Here is an 18,581-nt window from a genome sequence, read left to right as displayed (position 1 = left end):
TGATGGCGCTTGTTGAGCCCGATTTTTCGGCCTGGGGCTATGATTAGTCAATTTTCTATTTATTATCTTGATTATAAATACTGCTTATTATCGAGCCACACCATGCCCGAATCCCGCCGCGATATTCACCCCCTGCTCAACGACCGCCTGGACTGGAACCTGCTGCGTACCTTCCGCGTGATCGGCCAGGAACTGAGCATCAGCCGCGCTGCTGCTCGCCTGCACCTGACGCAACCGGCCATCAGCCAGGCGCTCAAGCGCCTGGAGGAACAGCTGGATTGCCAGCTCATCGTGCGTCGCGGCCCGCGCTTCGTGCTCACCGAGGCAGGCGAACAGATTTTCGCGATTGCCGGCGAGATGTACGGCCAGGTTTCGCAAATGAGCAACGCCCTGCAAAAGCCCGGCGATGAAGTGATCGGCAAAGTGCGCTTGCTGATGATCAGCCGGATTAATTCCGACACTTTCGATGACTTTCTCGCCAGCTTTCATCGCGAACATCCGCGGGTCGATCTGGAAGTCGAAGTGATGCGCAGCTCCGACATCGTCGCCGCCCTGCTGGAAAAAACCGCGACCCTGGGGTTGAGCCTCAATCGTCGGCCTCAGCCGCGCCTGGAACAGCACCTGTTTCTGCGTCAGCGCTACGCGTTCTTTTGCGGAAAACATCACCCATTGTTCGGGCGCACAAACCTGGCCGAGGGGGATTTGCAGTCGGAAAACTTCGTGAGTTTTACCAGCGACCAGATTGGCGGGATGCTCTCGCCGCTGACGATTTTCCGTGATCAGCAAGGCTTCGGTGGGCGGATCGTGGCGTCATCCTCCAGCCTGGAAGAAGTGCGGCGTTTGGTGATTGCCGGGTTTGGTTTGGGTTGCTTACCGACTCATGTGGTGGCGGACGATGTGAAAAACGGGCTGCTGTGGCGGTTGCCGCCGGATGAGGGGATTGCGGATGTGGATATTCACCTGTTGTGGAATCGCGAGCAGAAGATGAGTCGGGCGGAGGGGGTGTTTATTGAGTGTCTTATGGGGCGGTTGGCCGACGTATAATTGGCCACATCCTGCGTGTCAAAAAGCAGTTACAACTCACTGGATACACGTCGAAGCACGCACGGCTAGGATTGCAGTCAACTAAGCCAATGGCGTACATTAGCGATGATTTTCATAGAGACGTCAGTCTTCACCCGTCGCGTTAAAGAATTGATCGACGAGGATGCCTACACGGCTCTTCAGAACGTGTTGGTAGTCAACCCTTCTGCTGGCGATGTAATCGAGGGTACGGGTGGAGTTCGCAAGATACGAGTAGCAGCCAAGGGCCATGGCAAACGAGGCGGGGCGCGGGTGATCTATTACCACTTCGTCTCGGCATCACAGATTGTTCTACTGATGGTCTATCCCAAAAATGAACAGCAGGACTTGACTGCCGACGAGCGCAAGTCACTGAAGGCTGCGATTGAGCACTGGAGATAGCTATGAGCAGATTTTTTGATGAATTGATGGAAAGCGTTCAAGAGATGAACGAGATCCTGCGCGGAGAACGCGAACCTTCTCGTGAATTCCATGTTGATTCAATGCGAGTCAAAGAGATCCGTAAGGCGACAGGGCTGACCCAGGCTAAATTCGCAGCGCTGATTGATGTGCAACTTGGCACATTACGTAACTGGGAGCAGGGTCGTCGTGAACCTACCGGACCAGCAAAGGCATTGTTGAAAGCTATCCATAATGACCCAGTCCATGTACTGAATGCGTTGGCTAGCTAAAATAAGACTCCACTGCTGCGCCTTAAACATCGTCATAACCGGAAAAGCTCGGAGCTGACTCAGCGACGGGCTTTTTCGTTTGTACGGCAGATTTAAGGCTCTTTAAAATCTCACATCGATACCACTGATGATTACTATCGAAACGAGCGCCTGAACGATTGCCGCCACTGATTCCTATAATCGCTCCAAATTCCCTCCTCGCCTGGCTTCAGGCGACATTCCTCCCGGAACCCAATCCCATGCCAAGCGCGAGCCAGGCCCCTAGCGGGCTTCCCGAACATGATCAACAAAGCGTCAAACAGCAGTGGCTGGCGATTCTTTCGGTCGCCGTGGGTGCCTTCGCCCTGGTGACCAGTGAATTCCTGCCGGTGGGCGTACTCAACGACGTCGCCAGCGACCTGGGCATCAGTGCCGGTCACGCCGGATTGATGGTCACATTGCCCGGCATCATGGCCGCCCTCGCCGCGCCGTTTCTGTCGGTCAGCATTGGCGCCATGGACCGTCGCTATCTGCTGATTGGCCTGACACTGGTGATGATCATCGCCAACTCGGTGGTGGCCTTCGCCACCGATTTCAGCCTGCTGCTGTTCGGCCGCGTATTGCTCGGCATCAGCATCGGCGGCTTCTGGGCCACGGCCATTGCCCTCAGCGGGCGGCTGGCACCCAAAGGCGTTGGGGTTGCGAAAGCCACCTCGATCATCATGATGGGCGTAACGCTCGCCACCGTACTGGGCGTGCCTGTGGGTACCTGGCTCAGCGGCCTGATGGGCTGGCGCATGACCTTCCTCGTCACGGCGTTGGTGGGCATTCCGGTGCTGCTGGCGCAGATCTTCCTGCTACCGCGACTGACCCCGGAAAAGGCCATTGAGATTCGTGACTTGCCCGCGTTGTTTATCAACCCACAGGCGCGAGTCGGCTTGATCGCTGTATTGCTGATCGGCCTGGCGCACTTTGCTGCGTATACCTATGTCGCGCCCTTCTTCAAAAACAGCTCCGGCTTTGACGGCCCGACAATTGGTTCATTGCTGCTGCTCTATGGCGTAGCCGGGGTAATGGGCAATGTTTTTGCCGGTTTCGCCGCTAACCGCAGTGTGCGTCACACCCTGCTGCTGGTTGCACTGATGATTGGCACCAGCACAGCACTGTTCCCCTACTTCGCCACCGGCCTTTCCGGCGCCTCGATGCTGATCGCACTCTGGGGTTTCGCCTTCGGCGCCTTCCCAGCCTGCGCCAGTATCTGGATGTTTGTGGTGGCGCCCAAGGATGTAGAGCGCGGCATGCCACTGTTTGTGGCGCTGTTTCAGGTCATCATCGCCCTGGGTTCGTTCTTTGGCGGACGCATCGTCGACCAGCTGGGCAGCTCGGTGTTGTTGAGCCTGGCCACGGTGTTGGTAGGGTTCGGGTTTGCGACCGTGCTGGTGTTGGGGCGCAAGGTCAGTAATAACCTGGTGGCACAGCCTGCCTGACCGGGTTGTATGCGCAAAAAAGCCTGCTGAGCGTTGAGTTCAGCAGGCTTTTTTCGTTTCAGGGAGCAGGTATTTATTTGGCCGTGGGGAAATCACGCTCGAGTACGGCGTCCACCAAGGCTTGCGCGTTCTCGATCAATTGAGCCAGGGCCATGATCACGGGCGACTGCGTGCTGTGTGGATCTTCGGCGCATTGGTAGGCGGTTTGAAGGGCGGATGAGAGGATTTCGGTGGCGTTGGTGAGGGCTTCTTCGGTGCCGACATCAGTGCCTACATGGAATATTTTACGCGGGGAAAACTCGGAATCAGAATCGAGATTGCTCATTGTGTAGCTCCTGTATGCAATAGGAACTGCCACATCCCGCTGTCAAACAGGATCAGGTGGCAGCTGTGCGCGGGTTGACAGACCGGTATACAGGACCCGGCGCACCCGAAGATGCCCCACGCACAGCCGCCATAAAACGACATCACAGCAGAAAAGCCTGTAATCGCATGGAGGTCGTACACCTGTAAATCAGTCTGTCAAAACCGGTCGCCATGAGGACGACGGCGGAAGGTTAGCGCCCTGCCCGAGCCAACGCAACCCTGCTGGAAAACTGTCGAACCTGCACAACGTAAGCACCTGTTTCAGAAAAGCTTGGTAACCAGTATCCCCACCGGGAACCTTGTGTGCATAAGCCTGCGAGCTAGTCTCAAAAAGTCGCCGCCGTGGCGACATACTGTCAAGGGTGCTGATATGCCAACGAGATATCGCGATGCGGTCACAGGTGAATACGTAACCGAGCAAGAGGCGAAGAAAAGACCAAGGGAAACGGTAAAAGAATCGGATAGAAAGCGCCCGGCAAAAGAGGATGAAGCGTTGATAGCGACCGTACGTGAGCGCCAGGCGTCTGCTCAGCGAGTGAAGGTTTCTCTAGACGACCTATAGCCTAGATTTTACCGCGGGCCATTTGAATAGGCTTACTGGCCCGCGTCCTTAGTCAAGACATGTGCACTGAATGCCAGGAAATCGCCCAGATGTTTGGTGATGATCGCAACGGCAATAGGCAACTGAAGCGTCTGATACTCATGCACCGCGATATTGCGGAAACCGACCATGTTTTTCAGGTTAGTCAGTAAGGAAGGATTCACCCATCCTCCCTGCGCCAGCAGCTCAAACACGTCACGAGCACTTTGGGGGACACCGAGGCGCTCACGACGAATCAGATGTTGCCCCATGTCCAGAGCCGCCTCGCAGGCACGCTGAATATTGAGAATGGCCGCATCTTGACGGGTGAAGTCAGTGGCAAAACTGGCTGGATCCTTTTCGTACTCCTCCCGAGCACGAGCAACGCAACGCTCAATACTGGCAGCCTTGTTGATGAGTACATCATCGGCCATATACCGTTCCATCCTTTTGAATGTCGACTAGCAGCTCTGCCCTGGCGCAATCCAATGCAGTTTTCTCGCTGAGTATGTAGCTCTCGAAGATACCCGCCTGACTGTCCTTGCTCCAGAGGCGGCGCCCTGTGGTTATGACTTGGTATTGCATGACCGTCGAGGCCGCGCGTAAGTCCAGCAAATCAACGGGGACCTTGACGATATCCGCTAACTCCCCGGATAAGCGCCACAGTTGCAGTGGGTCAATGCTTCCCTCAATCAGCACAGCCACGTCAAGATCGCTGTCGGCATGTGCCTCGCCCGTCGCCTGGCTGCCAAAGACGTACACTGCCAAAAGACCTGGAAGGTTAGCCTGCAAATGCGTGAGCACTTTTTCAAAATTCATGATTGACCCGCATTGTCATCAGGTAATCACGACCGTAGCAGAATTCACCTGAGCATTTCTGCTACAAAAACAAAAACCCCCAACAACCTTTAAGTTATTGGGGGTTTCTGTTTATAAATAATGGCGGAGAGATAGGGATTCGAACCCTAGGTACCGGTGAAGGTACAACGGATTTCGAATCCGTCCCATTCGGCCACTCTGGCATCTCTCCAACGGCGCGCATCATAACAGTGTGTTTCGCGGAAGCAAACCCCAAAGGTGATTTTTTTCCGTGCTATCAGATGCTTGCGTCGATTACAGCGGTACGCCGAGACGATTGGCGACTTCTTCGTAGGCTTCGATCACGTCACCGAGGCCCTGGCGGAAGCGGTCTTTGTCCATCTTCTTCTTGGTGTCCTTGTCCCACAGGCGGCAGCCGTCCGGGCTGAATTCGTCGCCCAGGACGATTGAGCCGTCGTGGAATACGCCGAACTCCAGCTTGAAGTCCACCAGCAACAGGCCAGCGTCGTCGAACAGCTTGCTCAGCACGTCGTTGACCTTGAGGGACAACTCTTTCATGCGCGCCAGTTGTTCAGCGGTGCCCCAGCCGAACGCCACAACGTGGGATTCGTTGATGAACGGGTCGCCCTTGGCGTCGTCCTTCAGGAACAGTTCAAACGTGTAAGGGTTGAGCTTGAGGCCCTCTTCCACGCCCAGGCGCTTGACCAGGCTGCCGGCGGCGTAGTTACGCACGACGCATTCCACCGGGATCATGTCGAGCTTCTTGACCAGGCACTCGTTGTCGCCCAGCAGTTTGTCGAATTGGGTCGGGATACCGGCCGCTTCGAGCTTCTGCATGATGAAGGCGTTGAACTTGTTGTTCACCATGCCCTTGCGATCAAGCTGTTCGATGCGCTTGCCGTCGAACGCCGAGGTGTCGTTGCGAAACAGCAGGATCAGGCGGTTGGCGTCGTCGGTCTTGTACACCGACTTGGCTTTGCCGCGGTAGAGTTCTTCACGTTTTTCCATGATGGGCTCCGCTTTGAGTAAGGTGGGCTAGGCGATGTGTCGCCAGTCGAGCCCTGAATCTTGATCGGCCAGTTGCAGCCAGTCCGGGTCGCACCCGAGGGTGTCGACAAAACATTGCCGGGCAAGCGTCGGCAGGTTGTTCTTGCTGCTGAGGTGAGCCAGGACCAGGTGTTGCAGGTCTTGCCAGCCCAACTCATACACCAGGTACGCCGCCTGGTGATTGTTCAAATGTCCCAGCTCGCCGCCCACCCGCTGCTTGAGAAAGTAAGGGTAGTGACCGCGCGCCAGCAGATCCCTGCAGTGGTTGGACTCGATCATCAAGGCATCGAGGTCCCGGTAACCGTCCAGCACCCTGGCGCAGTAGGAACCCAGGTCGGTCAGCACGCCAAAACGCCGCTGGCCGTCACTGAATACGTATTGCGTAGGCTCCTGGGCATCGTGGGCAACCGCGATGACATTGATGCTCAAGGCACCGATTTGCAGTTGCTCGCCACCGGCCAGAAAACCTGCCGGCTCGATGGGTTTGCGCATCCCGCGCAGCGTGCCGCGACTCAAGTACACCGGCAGATTGTAGCGCCGAGACAGTAAACCCACGCCATGCACGTGGTCGGCATGTTCGTGGGTGACCAGAATTGCGCTCAACTGCGTGGGGTGAACCCCGAGGCGCAGCAGGCGTCGCTCGGTTTCTCTTAACGAGAAACCACAATCGACCAGCACATACGTGTCATCGTGAGCGACCAGCGTACCGTTCCCTTGGCTACCGCTGCCGAGAACGGCAAAACGCACCGAATCAGCCCAAATTGTCTTGAATCACGCCCAACACTTTGCGCGCTGTTTCAGCTGGCGCGACGGTGTTGATGTTCTTCTCGACGGTGACTTGCACGCTTTCGCCAACCTTGCTCAAACGAACCTGATAACGCTCGGCACGGGTTTCGATCTCTTCCTTGGTCGGCGCGCTGCCGAACAGTTTGCCGAAGAAACCTGGCTCGTCGTCTTTCTTCTCGGCCTTTTCAGCCACGTTGATGTAGTACAGGCCCAGGCTGCGGTTGATGTCTTCAACGCGCCAAGGGCCTTGCTCCAACGCACGGCCAACACTGGCCCAGGCACGGTCGAGGTCTTCACCCAGGTTGAGCACCACGTTACCGCTGCCGTCTTCGGTGAGGCTGACGCGGTTAGGGGTGTCGTAGTCACGGGCCGCGAGCAGGGAAACGGAACCGCCCTTCTCGGAGATACGGCTCATGCTGGCGAGCATCTCGTCGACCAGCGCGGCATCGACGCCGGTGTTGACCGAACGCGGGGTGAAATCGACGTTGGCCGTGCTGCCGGCAGGGCGCTCGGCGCTGACCACATAGACTTCACTGGTATTGCGCTGCACGCCTGGCTCGATGCGCACACGCACACGGGCCTCGCTGTCGGCGGCTACACCACCGGCCAGCAGGCGCTGAGCCATGTTGGCGGACAACTCGCGGCCTTGCTGCCACGCCGTGGTGAACTCACCGGTTTGCGGGCGTTGCTGGTCGAGACGGAAACCGTTGTCCTGGAAGAACTGCACTGCCACCGGCCAGACTTCGGCAGGTGGGCGCTGAGCCACGATCCAGCGGTTGTCGCCACTTTTCTGCAGGCTGTAGTCGCTGGCATCGGCCACTGCCGTGATCGGCTGCGGGCGTGGTACTACGTACTCGCCCTTGACGGTGTCGTCGGCGACGTTGCGTGGGATCGGCAACAAGGGGTCAAGACGCTTGGCGACATTGACATCAGGCGGCAACTGCATCGGTTTGGTTGCTTGCGCTTCCAGGTAATCGCTGCCGCGGTCACGGAAGTAGCCTTCCGGGCCCCATACCCAACCGCAGCCACTGGTGCTGGAGATAATCAAGGCAAGTGCGGAAAGTCCGGCCAATCGCTTCATGCGTAGTGCTTCCTCAATTAAACCAGGACGCCGGACTGGCGCAGGGCCTGTCGCAGCGGTTCGTGACAGGCTTCACTGAGCCGGGTGAGCGGCAGACGGATACCGTCCGGCATCAGGCCCATCTCAGTCAGCGCCCATTTCACGGGAATAGGATTGGATTCGATAAACAGTGTCTTGTTAAGCGGCATCAGCTTCTCGTGGATCGCACGGGCCGTCGCGGCATCGCCGGCGATGGCGGCGGCGCACATCTGGCTCATGGCACGCGGAGCCACGTTGGCGGTCACGGAGATGTTGCCCTTGCCACCCAGCAGGATCAATTCGACAGCGGTGGCGTCGTCACCGGAATACACCAGGAAGTCACTGCTCACGCCGGCCAGGATGTCCTTGGCGCGCTGCAGGTCGCCAGTGGCTTCCTTGATACCGATGATGTTCGGCACGGTGGACAGGCGGATCACGGTCTCGGCCTTCATATCGCACGCGGTACGACCCGGTACGTTATAGAGGATCTGCGGGATCTGGACGGCTTCGGCGATGGCTTTGAAGTGCTGGTACAAGCCTTCCTGGGTCGGCTTGTTGTAGTACGGGGTCACCAGCAGGCACGCATCGGCGCCGGCTTTCTTGGCGTTGCGGGTCAGCTCGATCGCTTCGCGCGTGGAGTTGGCACCCGTTCCGGCGATCACGGCGATGCGGCCCGCAACGCGCTTGACCACGAACTCGATCACCTGGATGTGTTCTTCCACATCGAGGGTGGCCGATTCACCTGTGGTGCCGACCGCCACGATGGCGTTGGTGCCCTCTTGCAGGTGGAAGTCCACCAGTTTGCCCAGGCTGTCCCAGTCGAGACGACCTTGTGCATCCATGGGTGTGACCAGTGCCACCATACTGCCCGCAATCATGCAACCGCTCCTGCCGGAAAAAGAGAGCCGTAATGGTACTGGCGCCAAGATGCTTGTACAAGCGAAGTACCGCGTGAGGATGCGTTCTGGAGCAACTAAACGTCGGGCAATGCCATCATTGGGCCAAAGCACCGCTTCAAGCCGGCCGATCACGCAATGAAAACGCCACCTCCTAGCCCTTGGCGACGCTTTTCGCTACCCTTGATCCTTTGATCGATACGGCCCACACAGTATTGACCGCTCATCGCTTTAGGAAGGCTGCATGTCCACCCCCACAGTTCGCGAACAATTCCTTGTTATCAGTGCCCTCGGCGCCAACCCCATGGAGCTGACCAACGTCCTGTGCCGCGCCAGCCATGAGAACCGCTGCGCGGTCGTGACCTCGCGCCTGACTCGCCACGGCGAGTGCAGCGCGCTGGTCTTGCAGATTTCCGGCTCCTGGGACGCATTGGCGCGCCTGGAAACCGGCCTGCCGGGCCTGGCCAAAAAGCACGACTTCACCGTCAATGTGGTGCGCAGCGCCGCCCTGGAAAATCGCCCACAGGCCTTGCCTTATGTGGCGTACGTCAGCTCGGCCTACCGCTCGGACATCGTCAACGAGTTGTGCCAGTTCTTCATCGACCACAACGTCGAGCTGGAAAACCTGACCTGCGACACCTATCAGGCACCTCAAACCGGCGGCACCATGCTCAACGCCACGTTCACCGTTACCCTGCCGGCCGGCGTACAGATCAGCTGGTTGCGCGACCAGTTCCTGGATTTTGCCGATGCCCTGAACCTCGACGCGCTGATCGAGCCATGGCGCCCACAGAACCCAATGTAAGGAAAGACTCATGCCGGTAGCCATCGACAAACCCGTCGCAGACTTCGAAGCCCAGGCCACCAGCGGCCAGACTTTCAGCCTCGCAGCTCTCAAGGGCAAGCAAGTGGTGATCTACTTCTACCCCAAGGACAGCACCCCGGGCTGCACCACTGAAGGCCAGGGCTTTCGTGACCAGTACGCAGCTTTCCAGGCCGCCAACACTGAAGTGTTTGGTGTGTCGCGTGACAGCGTGAAGTCCCACGAGAACTTCAAGGCCAAGCAGGAGTTTCCTTTCGAGCTGATCAGCGACAAGGACGAAGCGGTCTGCCAGCTGTTTGATGTGATCAAGCTCAAGAAGCTGTACGGCAAGGAATACCTGGGCGTGGATCGCAGCACCTTTCTGATCGACAGCGAAGGCGTGCTGCGTCGGGAATGGCGCGGCGTGAAAGTGCCGGGGCATGTGGATGCCGTGTTGGCGGCAGCGCAGGCGCTGAACAAGGCCTGATTGTGCGTCGATAAAGCCGTCAGGCCTTGCGCAACCAATACCGGTACACACCCTCGGCGTCTTCTTCATGCTCCAGGGTGTGGCCGGCGAGTTTGGCAAAGGTGCGGAAGTCACGCTGGGAGCCAGCGTCGGTGGCGGTCACCTTGAGCACCGCACCGCAGGCCATTTTATTGAGTTCCAGCTTGGCCTTGAGCAGGGGCAACGGGCAGTTGAGGCCGCTGGCATCGAGTTCGGCGTCAAAGGCTACAGCGTCGGTCATGGTGTTACTCCAGGCAAACATTCGGGCTGCTTAGAATATCTGGTCCCAGGCGCAGTGTCCGGCTACAGTAAGCTCTTTGTCGAAAGGCTTTGTGCATGACTTTTTTGCGCCCTACCCTGCTGACGCTGGCCTGCCTGCTGGCCTCCCCGGCCTTCGCTGATGAGCTGCCGTCACTTGGTGACGCCAGTTCTGCCATTGTCTCGCCCCAACAGGAATATCAACTGGGCCGCGCCTGGCTGGCCTATTTGCGCGGTCAGGTGTCGCAGCTTAACGACCCGCAACTCAAGGACTACGTAGAAACCAGCGTGTACAAGCTGGTGGAAACCAGCCAGGTCAACGATCGGCGCCTGGAATTCATCCTGATCAACAGCCCGCAGCTCAACGCCTTTGCGGCACCCGGCGGGATCATTGGGGTGAACGGCGGCTTGTTCCTCAACGCCCAGACCGAAGGTGAATACGCGTCGGTACTGGCCCACGAACTGGCGCACTTGTCCCAGCGTCACTTTGCCAGGGGCGTGGAAGCCCAGTCACGCATGCAACTGCCAATGATGGCGGCGCTGCTTGGCGGCATTATTGCCGCCGCCGCGGGTGCCGGCGATGCGGGTATCGCAGCAATTGCCGGCTCACAAGCGGCTGCGATCCAGGAGCAGCGTCGGTTCTCCCGGCAGAACGAACAAGAGGCAGACCGCATCGGCATCCTCAACCTGGAGAAAGCCGGCTACGACCCGCGGTCGATGCCCACCATGTTCGAACGCCTGATGCGTCAGTACCGCTTCGATGCCAAGCCACCGGAGTTCCTGTTGACGCACCCAGTGACCGAATCGCGTATTGCCGACACCCGCAACCGCGCCGAGCAGGCCAAACTCGGCGGCAAGGAAGACAGCCTGCGCTATCAACTGATTCGCGCACGCGTGCAATTGAAATACGAAGACACGCCTGGCCTGGCTGCCAAGCGCTTCCAGGCGCAGTTGGACGACAACCCCAAAAACGATGTAGCGCGTTATGGCCTCGCCATTGCGCAGATCAAGGGAGTCCAACTCAAGGAAGCACGGGAGAGCCTGGCACCGCTGCTGGCCAAGGCACCCAATGACATCACCTACAACCTGGCGCAGATCGAACTGGACATCACCAGCAACCGCATGGCGGATGCCCAGCAACGGACTGACCGTATGCTCACCCAGTACCCCAGCAACTATCCGCTGAACCAGGTGCGGGTAGACCTGCTGCTTAAGCAGAACCGCACCGCCGATGCCGAAAAGGCGCTGGATGGCTTGCTCAAGTCACGCCCCGACGATCCGGACGTGTGGTATCAGGTGGCCGAAACACGCGGCCTGTCCGGCAACATCATCGGCTTGCATCAGGCCCGCGCCGAATACTTCGCACTGGTGGGGGACTTCCAGCAGGCCATCCAGCAACTGGACTTTGCCAAGCGCCGCGCCGGCAGTAATTTCCCACTGTCCTCACGTATCGACGCACGTCAGCGTGAGCTGATCGAACAGGAACGCCTGGTGAAAGGGATGATGAGCTAAACCCGTCACCCACAAAAAAGCCCCGCTGCCGTTAACCGGCAGCGGGGCTTTTTGTTTCTATTGCAATGCAGGCTTGACGATTACTCGGCCAACTTGAAGGTAATGAAGCTGGCACGACCTTGACGCAGTACGCGCATCGACACCGAACGGTTCTTCGGCAACGCCTTGGCGATGTCGGTGAACTCCTTGGTGGTGTTGATCGCCTGATTGTTCAGGTGAGTGATCACGTCGCCCGGCTGCAGGCCGATCAAGGCGGCTGGGCCATCCTGGACTTCCTTGATCACCACACCGCTTTGCAGGTCAAACGTCTTCTTCTGCTCGGCGGTCAGTTCAACCACGGCGATGCCCAGGCGGTTACTGCTGCGCTCTGCACCCGGCTTGGCATTACCCAGGGCATCCAGCGTCGCACCTTCTTCCGGGATCGCACCGACGGTCAGCTCCACGTTCTGGCGCTTGCCGTCACGAATCACTTCCAGTTTGGCTTTGCCGCCAGCCTTGAGCGCGCCGACCAGATGAGGCAGGTCCGCCGACATGACGATGGGTTGGCCGTTCATGCTCAGAATCACGTCGCCGACTTTAAGGCCGCCTTTGGCCGCTGGACCATTGTCCTGGATTTGCGCAACCAGAGCACCGGCCGGCTTGTCGAGGCCGAAGGATTCAGCCAGGTCTTTGTTAACTTCCTGGATCACTACGCCCAACCAGCCACGGCTGACTTTGCCACCGCTTTTGAGCTGATTGGAGACGTCCATGGCCACGTCGATCGGGATCGCGAAAGACACGCCCATGAAACCACCGGAACGGGTGTAGATCTGTGAGTTGATGCCTACCACTTCGCCAGCCAGGTTGAACAATGGCCCCCCAGAGTTGCCCGGGTTGATCGGCACGTCGGTCTGGATAAACGGTACGTAGTTTTCATTCGGCAGGCTGCGGCCAATAGCACTGACGATACCCTGGGTGACGGTATGGTCAAAGCCGAACGGCGAACCGATCGCGACGACCCATTGGCCGGCCTTCAAGTCCTGGGATTTGCCCAGTTTGAGAACCGGCAGGTCCTTGCCATCGATTTTAAGCAAGGCTACGTCGGAACGCGGGTCGGTACCGATCAGCTTGGCCTTGAGCTCACTGCGATCAGCCAGGCGCACGAGGATTTCGTCGGCATCGGCAATCACGTGGTTGTTGGTCAGAATATAGCCGTCAGGCGAAATGATGAAGCCGGACCCCAGGGATTGGGCTTCGCGCTGACCACCGCCACCACGAGGGGTGCGCGGTTGCGGCATACCGCGCTCGAAGAACTCGCGCAGCATGGGCGGCAAGCCTTCCAGGTCGGGCATCTGCTGGTTCGAAACTTTGCGATCCGGCAGTTTCTGGGTGGTACTGATATTCACCACCGCCGGTGAGGCTTGCTCTACCAGTTGGGTGAAGTCAGGCAGCTCAACTGCTTGCGCAGGTAAGGCCTGACCCAGTACCAGCACTGTGGCGACTATGGATAGGTAAGACTTCAAACGTGGTATCGACATACAGCTCCCGTTACGACGAGCAGGGTTAAGCGACAGGGTCCAATAAACGCCGAATGCGGCAAACGACATTTTTGTTCCGCGAACAAAACAAGGCCAGAGCCAACAAACCCTGACCTATAAAAAACATGGGAAGTTTTTGCAAGTGAAAATGCTGATCCAGAAATTTCATACGATCGGCCCTCAACCTAACTTGAGCACAGATTGAAAGGTCAGGATGAACATAGAATTAACAATCTCACGGCCTGACAGCGGTATTTTCACCGCGTACCGACAGCGCGATACGCTCAGCAGTGCCGACGGGGATCTCCCCTACTACGGTGACCATCATCTCACCGTCAACCGTATTCAAACGCCGAGAAACCGCCACCGTCGGGCCGAGTTGAGCGCGGGTTTCATTCATGTCGGCGCCCTTGGCGGACTCAAGAAATACAGAAAAGCGTGCGAGCCCATCATCATACATCAGGCTATCGACGGTCGATTTCGTTTGGCTGTCTTTGCGCGTGGTGCTGCTGACCTGCTGGAAACCAGGCGGCAGCCAATCCAGATGCCACGCCTGGGAGGCAGGCATGTCAGAGGCTTTGTCGGTGGAAGCAGCAACAGGCTTGCATTCGCTGCCAGGCTGTAAGTCATGCTCGGCAGGAATGACCGAGGTATCCAGGCGCGCATACTGAAAGCGCTCCAGCAACTGCCCCTGATCATTGAGCAGCAGGGATTTGAGCGGCAGAGCCGTCTCACGATCCAGGTGCAATTCAAAGCCGTAGCGGTAGTGATCTCGCGGGCTGATTGACACAATCACAGCATGACGACCGGCCACGCGGGATTTGCCAATGACGGCAAGTTCATAGAATTGAGTGAGTTTTTTTGAATCGGGAGCACGCGAAGGTGCATCAGAAGAGGTAACCAACCCAGCACTCAGATCGCCACTGACGCAGTGCGTCCGGCCATCCAACCGTACAGTTTCCTGAGGCGAGCCGTCCAGTTGCAGCAACCGCTCACGGACATGACCGTCCTGCACACGGTGCCAGATAGCGTGGGTAGAAAAACTGCCATTACGTTCGTAAACAAACGTACCTTCAAAGCTTTGCTGCTGCTCTGCACGCCCAAGTCGAGTCAGCCAGTCTTGGGCTTCATCGGCATGGGCGGACTGTGCAATCCAACTACTGAGCAAAAGCGCAAGGAGCGGTATGGCGCGCATAGAGCTCCCTAACGGATCAGCGATTTTCCTGACTGGCTGCGCGAGCGTATGGCAGAGCGCTTTCGGTGCCTTTGGCGGCCGATTCCTGTGCGTGCTGACGCAGGTAGCCTGGTAGACGCTGATCTTGCCAGCCGGATTGCCCTTGAAGCACACCATTGGCCATCGGGCCTGTGGTATCAGAGCTTTCCTTGTAGCCTGCCAGTACAGCCGGGCCTTTGACTTGCGGACCCGCCATGACGGGCTGCTGAGTTTGCTGGGCCAGTTCGGCACCGGCAATTTCGTCCTGGTTGTACAGGCGAACACCAGCCAGTACGGCGACGGTCACCGAGGCAGCCACTGCCAGTCGACCCAGGCTACGCCACGGGCCACGAGCAGCTTTGGCCGGAACGGCTTCATCAGCCAGCGCGGCAGAAACGGCCGCAGCAATATCCAGACGAGGGATTAAAAGATCCTTGTGCATCACCGCCCGAGCGACTTGGTAACGAGACCAGGTATCACGGGTTTCGGCATCATCAAATGCGTTAAGCACTCGACGAAGTTCCAGTTCATCCGCTTCGTTATCCATCACTGCGGACAGCGATTCCTGCAGGGCATCACGACTCATGGCGGTTCCTCTCTTGGCTGTCGCCGCTGTCTTTAGTTTTCCTGCAACAATGGTTGCAAGGCTTTGTCGATGGCTTCCCGGGCCCGGAAAATCCGTGACCTTACAGTCCCCACCGGACATTGCATGACGCTCGCAATGTCTTCGTAACTCAGACCATCGAATTCACGTAAAGTTAATGCCGTACGCAAATCTTCTGGCAGTTGCTGAATTGTTCGATGGACGGTGCCTTCGATCTCGTCGCGCAGCAATGCACGCTCCGGCGACTCGAGATCTTTGAGGCCGTGATCACCATCGTAAAATTCAGCATCTTCTGAACTGACATCACTGTCTGGTGGGCGGCGGCCGCGAGACACCAGATAGTTCTTCGCCGTGTTAATGGCGATGCGATATAGCCACGTATAAAACGCACTATCACCGCGGAAATTTCCAAGTGCACGGTACGCCTTGATAAAGGCTTCCTGTGCAACGTCCTGCGCTTCATGGGTGTCGTGCACAAACCGCACGATCAACCCGAGAATTTTGTGCTGGTATTTCAGCACTAGCAGATCAAATGCTCGCTTGTCGCCGCGTTGTACGCGCTCGACCAGCTGCTGATCCTCTTCCTGGGTTAGCATGAACACTCCTCGTTGTACTTGAAGGAGGCTTGCATAACTAAACGATCAGGCTTGCAAACATAGACTCGGGCTTTTCGCAAAAGTTCTCCCCCTTCAAGCAAGTTTCCGGCATGCACTGATTTGGCACACACGAAAAACGCAGCCCGGGCGGGGCCGGCTGCGCGAATAATCTTGTCGCCGGTTTCGTGACGCGTCCAATGCTCCCGACGGGCCAATAAACTCAACGTTTTCCCAGCTTTCGGGCAACCTGCTATTGAGTCGGGGCCCATGCAAAAAGTTCCCGTCCCGCCAACCGGCTGTTTCCCAAAGCTGCGCAGCATAATCTCACAATGCCACGAATGCGTGGCTATTGTGCCGCTCCACCCCTCTATATACTAGTGGCCCGTGTGACCCTTTGATTCGCCGATCCAGGCGTCCTGTTTGCGCCGCTCCTTCGGATCGCTTTTTGCGGAATCCTTCCAATGAGCCAACAGTTTCAACACGATGTGCTGGTGATCGGCAGCGGCGCAGCCGGATTGAGCCTTGCCCTGACCCTACCCAGCCACCTGCGCATTGCGGTTTTGAGCAAAGGCGACCTGGCCAACGGCTCGACATTCTGGGCCCAGGGCGGTGTCGCGGCGGTACTGGACGACACCGACACGGTGCAATCGCATGTCGAAGACACCCTTAACGCTGGCGGCGGCCTGTGCAATGAGGAGGCCGTGCGCTTCACCGTCGAGCACAGCCGGGAAGCCATCCAATGGCTGATCGACCAAGGTGTGCCCTTCACCCGTGATGAACATGCCGGCAGCGACGACGGCGGCTTTGAGTTCCACCTGACACGCGAAGGCGGCCACAGCCATCGCCGTATCATTCACGCCGCCGACGCCACGGGTGCCGCGATTTTCAAGACCCTGCTCGACCAGGCTCGCCAACGGCCCAACATCCAATTGCTGGAGCAACGCGTCGCCGTCGACCTGATCACCGAAAAACGCCTGGGCCTTGCGGGCGAGCGCTGCCTCGGCGCCTACGTACTCAATCGTACCAGCGGCGAAGTCGATACCTACGGGGCGCGCTTCACTATTCTTGCTTCGGGCGGGGCCGCGAAGGTCTATCTCTATACCAGCAACCCCGACGGTGCTTGTGGCGACGGCATTGCCATGGCCTGGCGCTCGGGCTGCCGGGTGGCCAACCTGGAGTTCAATCAGTTCCACCCCACCTGCCTGTACCACCCGCAAGCCAAGAGTTTCCTGATCACCGAAGCCCTGCGCGGCGAAGGTGCGCACTTGAAGCTGCCCAATGGCGAGCGCTTCATGCAGCGCTTCGACCCACGCGCCGAGCTGGCACCGCGCGACATTGTCGCCCGCGCCATCGACCACGAGATGAAGCGCCTGGGTATCGATTGCGTCTACCTGGATATCAGCCACAAGCCCGAAGCGTTTATCAAGACCCACTTCCCGACCGTCTATGAACGCTGCCTGACGTTCAATATCGATATCACCAAAGGCCCGATCCCGGTAGTGCCGGCTGCGCACTACACCTGCGGCGGCGTGATGGTTGACCAGCACGGGCGCACCGACGTGCCCGGCCTCTACGCCATCGGTGAAACCAGCTTTACCGGTCTGCACGGCGCCAATCGCATGGCCAGCAATTCGCTGCTCGAGTGCTTCGTGTACGCTCGCTCGGCAGCAGCGGATATCCTTGAACAACTGCCGCGCATCAAGGTCCCAGCCGCCCTGCCCCGCTGGGACGCCAGCCAGGTCACCGATTCGGACGAAGACGTGATCATCGCGCACAACTGGGACGAGTTGCGGCGTTTCATGTGGGACTACGTGGGCATTGTGCGCACCAACAAGCGCCTGCAACGGGCGCAGCACCGGGTACGTTTGCTGTTGGACGAGATCGACGAGTTCTACAGCAACTATAAAGTCAGCCGCGACCTGATCGAATTACGCAACCTGGCGCAAGTGGCCGAGTTGATGATCCGCTCAGCCATGGAGCGCAAGGAAAGCCGGGGCCTGCATTACACCCTCGATTATCCGCAGATGTTGCCCGAAGCCCGCGACACTATTCTGGTGCCAACCACCTACGGCGGCTGAACTTCAGGCGTACCCGCAGGCGCCGATGCACATCGGCGGCCTGCGCGTCCTTGGGCACACAGACCGCGCGTACTCGCCGCTCACCCTGCACGCGATAACGCAACACCACGATCAACGGTAACGCCAGGCTGTCGGGGCGAAGTTGCACGGCGTGCCAGCCGCGCGCAGAGCTCCATAACTGCCAGCCATCTTCGTCGCGGCGCAGGCCACGAATCGACGAACGGTGAGTAAGCAGAACATGGCGCGGTAGCACCCACGCACAGTGTGCCAGGCATAACAGGATGCCGAGGCTCGAATAAGGCAGGTTCAAAACCAGCAGGCTGCCCATTGCGATCAGCAGGGCAAGCAGATACGCCGCCAGCAACCGCCGCGAGGTCTGCCAGCGGCATTCAAAACGATTACTTGGGCTGGACACGATCCAGGATCATCCGAACCATGCGCTGCAGCTCTGGATCTTCAGATTCAGCACGCTCCATGAACCAGCCGAACATGTCCTGATCTTCACAGGTCAGCAACCTGACGTAGAGGTCGCGGTCCACCTGATCGAGCGTCGCGTACACCTCTTTGGTGAAAGGCACCAGCAATACATCCAGCTCCAGCATGCCACGACGGCTGTGCCAGTAGAGGCGATTGATTTCTACATCTTCGACCATGGAGCCCTCCTCAAATAGAGCGCAAGTATA

Annotated in this window: 22 protein-coding genes, 1 tRNA gene and 1 pseudogene; 9 read left to right on the top strand and 15 right to left on the bottom strand. The window is 58.3% G+C overall.

The window, feature by feature from the left end; all coding sequences use genetic code 11:
- Nucleotides 1-102 precede the first annotated feature (102 nt).
- The 4 genes from E3O56_RS10125 (at nucleotide 103) to E3O56_RS10110 (ending at nucleotide 3,220) form a co-directional block, all read left to right on the top strand.
- A complete protein-coding gene (locus tag E3O56_RS10125; RefSeq protein ID WP_216090883.1) occupies nucleotides 103-1,044 on the top strand; it encodes a LysR family transcriptional regulator in 942 nt (313 codons plus the stop codon).
- 105 nt (nucleotides 1,045-1,149) lie between these two features.
- Entirely contained in the window at nucleotides 1,150-1,464 is a 315-nt protein-coding gene (locus E3O56_RS10120) for a type II toxin-antitoxin system RelE/ParE family toxin (RefSeq protein ID WP_248128158.1), read from the top strand.
- 2 nt (nucleotides 1,465-1,466) lie between these two features.
- The gene (gene nadS, locus E3O56_RS10115) at nucleotides 1,467-1,754 is read left to right on the top strand and encodes a NadS family protein (RefSeq protein WP_003189536.1); all 288 of its coding nucleotides are present in this window, start codon (nucleotides 1,467-1,469) and stop codon (nucleotides 1,752-1,754) included.
- Nucleotides 1,755-1,993: 239 nt separating this feature from the next.
- Nucleotides 1,994-3,220 carry an MFS transporter gene (locus E3O56_RS10110; RefSeq protein WP_248128157.1) on the top strand — a complete coding sequence of 409 codons (1,227 nt, stop codon included), beginning with the start codon at nucleotides 1,994-1,996 and terminating at the stop codon, nucleotides 3,218-3,220.
- 73 nt (nucleotides 3,221-3,293) lie between these two features.
- Here E3O56_RS10110 and E3O56_RS10105 read toward each other — a convergent pair whose 3' ends face one another.
- Nucleotides 3,294-3,545 (bottom strand): DUF3077 domain-containing protein, encoded by a 252-nt coding sequence (locus E3O56_RS10105; RefSeq protein ID WP_248128156.1) that lies wholly within the window; start codon nucleotides 3,543-3,545, stop codon nucleotides 3,294-3,296.
- Between the two features lie 522 nt (nucleotides 3,546-4,067).
- Between E3O56_RS10105 and E3O56_RS10100 the strand changes: the two are divergent.
- A pseudogene (locus tag E3O56_RS10100) lies at nucleotides 4,068-4,148 on the top strand (type II toxin-antitoxin system RelB/DinJ family antitoxin); the annotation flags it as partial.
- Nucleotides 4,149-4,180: 32 nt separating this feature from the next.
- On the opposite strand, the gene E3O56_RS10095 reads toward E3O56_RS10100, so the two are convergent.
- The 7 genes from E3O56_RS10095 to dapA form a co-directional block, all read right to left on the bottom strand.
- Entirely contained in the window at nucleotides 4,181-4,600 is a 420-nt protein-coding gene (locus E3O56_RS10095; protein ID WP_005786034.1) for a DUF86 domain-containing protein, read from the bottom strand.
- Nucleotides 4,590-4,985: a nucleotidyltransferase domain-containing protein gene (locus E3O56_RS10090; RefSeq protein WP_248128155.1), complete on the bottom strand. Its 396-nt coding sequence runs from the start codon at nucleotides 4,983-4,985 to the stop codon at nucleotides 4,590-4,592. The genes E3O56_RS10095 and E3O56_RS10090 overlap by 11 nt, the downstream gene beginning before the upstream one ends.
- A gap of 121 nt (nucleotides 4,986-5,106) precedes the next feature.
- Nucleotides 5,107-5,196: transfer RNA gene (locus tag E3O56_RS10085), tRNA-Ser, on the bottom strand.
- An 83-nt stretch (nucleotides 5,197-5,279) separates the two neighbouring features.
- Nucleotides 5,280-5,993, bottom strand: coding sequence for a phosphoribosylaminoimidazolesuccinocarboxamide synthase (gene purC, locus E3O56_RS10080; protein WP_010212191.1), 714 nt, complete (start codon nucleotides 5,991-5,993; stop codon nucleotides 5,280-5,282).
- A 27-nt stretch (nucleotides 5,994-6,020) separates the two neighbouring features.
- On the bottom strand, nucleotides 6,021-6,779 hold the full coding sequence (locus E3O56_RS10075) for an MBL fold metallo-hydrolase (protein ID WP_005786028.1): 759 nt from the start codon (nucleotides 6,777-6,779) through the stop codon (nucleotides 6,021-6,023).
- A gap of 4 nt (nucleotides 6,780-6,783) precedes the next feature.
- Nucleotides 6,784-7,899, bottom strand: a complete 1,116-nt coding sequence (bamC, locus tag E3O56_RS10070) for an outer membrane protein assembly factor BamC (RefSeq protein ID WP_005786026.1) — start codon at nucleotides 7,897-7,899, stop codon at nucleotides 6,784-6,786.
- A 17-nt stretch (nucleotides 7,900-7,916) separates the two neighbouring features.
- The gene (gene dapA / locus E3O56_RS10065) at nucleotides 7,917-8,795 is read right to left on the bottom strand and encodes a 4-hydroxy-tetrahydrodipicolinate synthase (protein WP_032877264.1); all 879 of its coding nucleotides are present in this window, start codon (nucleotides 8,793-8,795) and stop codon (nucleotides 7,917-7,919) included.
- Nucleotides 8,796-9,057: 262 nt separating this feature from the next.
- On the opposite strand from dapA, the gene E3O56_RS10060 reads away from it, so the two are divergent.
- Both E3O56_RS10060 and E3O56_RS10055 read left to right on the top strand, forming a co-directional pair.
- Entirely contained in the window at nucleotides 9,058-9,618 is a 561-nt protein-coding gene (locus E3O56_RS10060) for a glycine cleavage system protein R (RefSeq protein WP_003189463.1), read from the top strand.
- A 10-nt stretch (nucleotides 9,619-9,628) separates the two neighbouring features.
- Nucleotides 9,629-10,102 carry a peroxiredoxin gene (locus tag E3O56_RS10055; RefSeq protein WP_248128154.1) on the top strand — a complete coding sequence of 158 codons (474 nt, stop codon included), beginning with the start codon at nucleotides 9,629-9,631 and terminating at the stop codon, nucleotides 10,100-10,102.
- Between the two features lie 19 nt (nucleotides 10,103-10,121).
- On the opposite strand, the gene E3O56_RS10050 is transcribed toward E3O56_RS10055, so the two are convergent.
- Nucleotides 10,122-10,361, bottom strand: a complete 240-nt coding sequence (locus E3O56_RS10050; protein WP_248128153.1) for a sulfurtransferase TusA family protein — start codon at nucleotides 10,359-10,361, stop codon at nucleotides 10,122-10,124.
- 95 nt (nucleotides 10,362-10,456) lie between these two features.
- Here E3O56_RS10050 and E3O56_RS10045 point away from each other — a divergent pair, with 95 nt between their 5' ends.
- A complete protein-coding gene (locus E3O56_RS10045) occupies nucleotides 10,457-11,890 on the top strand; it encodes a M48 family metalloprotease (RefSeq protein ID WP_005786017.1) in 1,434 nt (477 codons plus the stop codon).
- Nucleotides 11,891-11,970: 80 nt separating this feature from the next.
- Here the strand turns inward: E3O56_RS10045 and E3O56_RS10040 are convergent, their stop codons facing one another.
- The 4 genes from E3O56_RS10040 to rpoE all read right to left on the bottom strand — a co-directional run bounded on the left by E3O56_RS10040 (nucleotide 11,971) and on the right by rpoE (nucleotide 15,820).
- Nucleotides 11,971-13,407, bottom strand: coding sequence for a DegQ family serine endoprotease (locus tag E3O56_RS10040; RefSeq protein WP_005786015.1), 1,437 nt, complete (start codon nucleotides 13,405-13,407; stop codon nucleotides 11,971-11,973).
- A 235-nt stretch (nucleotides 13,408-13,642) separates the two neighbouring features.
- Nucleotides 13,643-14,602: a MucB/RseB C-terminal domain-containing protein gene (locus E3O56_RS10035; protein WP_248128152.1), complete on the bottom strand. Its 960-nt coding sequence runs from the start codon at nucleotides 14,600-14,602 to the stop codon at nucleotides 13,643-13,645.
- Between the two features lie 16 nt (nucleotides 14,603-14,618).
- Nucleotides 14,619-15,206, bottom strand: a complete 588-nt coding sequence (locus E3O56_RS10030; protein WP_005786011.1) for an RseA family anti-sigma factor — start codon at nucleotides 15,204-15,206, stop codon at nucleotides 14,619-14,621.
- A 32-nt stretch (nucleotides 15,207-15,238) separates the two neighbouring features.
- Nucleotides 15,239-15,820: an RNA polymerase sigma factor RpoE gene (gene rpoE, locus E3O56_RS10025; protein WP_003172477.1), complete on the bottom strand. Its 582-nt coding sequence runs from the start codon at nucleotides 15,818-15,820 to the stop codon at nucleotides 15,239-15,241.
- A gap of 461 nt (nucleotides 15,821-16,281) precedes the next feature.
- On the opposite strand from rpoE, the gene nadB reads away from it, so the two are divergent.
- Nucleotides 16,282-17,898: an L-aspartate oxidase gene (gene nadB, locus E3O56_RS10020; RefSeq protein WP_078820542.1), complete on the top strand. Its 1,617-nt coding sequence runs from the start codon at nucleotides 16,282-16,284 to the stop codon at nucleotides 17,896-17,898.
- On the opposite strand, the gene E3O56_RS10015 is transcribed toward nadB, so the two are convergent.
- Both E3O56_RS10015 and E3O56_RS10010 read right to left on the bottom strand, forming a co-directional pair.
- On the bottom strand, nucleotides 17,867-18,313 hold the full coding sequence (locus E3O56_RS10015; protein ID WP_248128151.1) for a protein YgfX: 447 nt from the start codon (nucleotides 18,311-18,313) through the stop codon (nucleotides 17,867-17,869). The genes nadB and E3O56_RS10015 overlap by 32 nt on opposite strands.
- Nucleotides 18,297-18,551 carry a succinate dehydrogenase assembly factor 2 gene (locus E3O56_RS10010; RefSeq protein WP_032877270.1) on the bottom strand — a complete coding sequence of 85 codons (255 nt, stop codon included), beginning with the start codon at nucleotides 18,549-18,551 and terminating at the stop codon, nucleotides 18,297-18,299. The genes E3O56_RS10015 and E3O56_RS10010 overlap by 17 nt, the downstream gene beginning before the upstream one ends.
- Nucleotides 18,552-18,581 lie beyond the last annotated feature (30 nt).

The organism is Pseudomonas sp. W2Aug9, from assembly GCF_023127755.1.
Taxonomy (GTDB): domain Bacteria; phylum Pseudomonadota; class Gammaproteobacteria; order Pseudomonadales; family Pseudomonadaceae; genus Aquipseudomonas; species Aquipseudomonas synxantha_A.
Note: the sequence above shows the minus strand (reverse complement) of the source record. Positions and strands in the feature narration are given on the sequence as shown.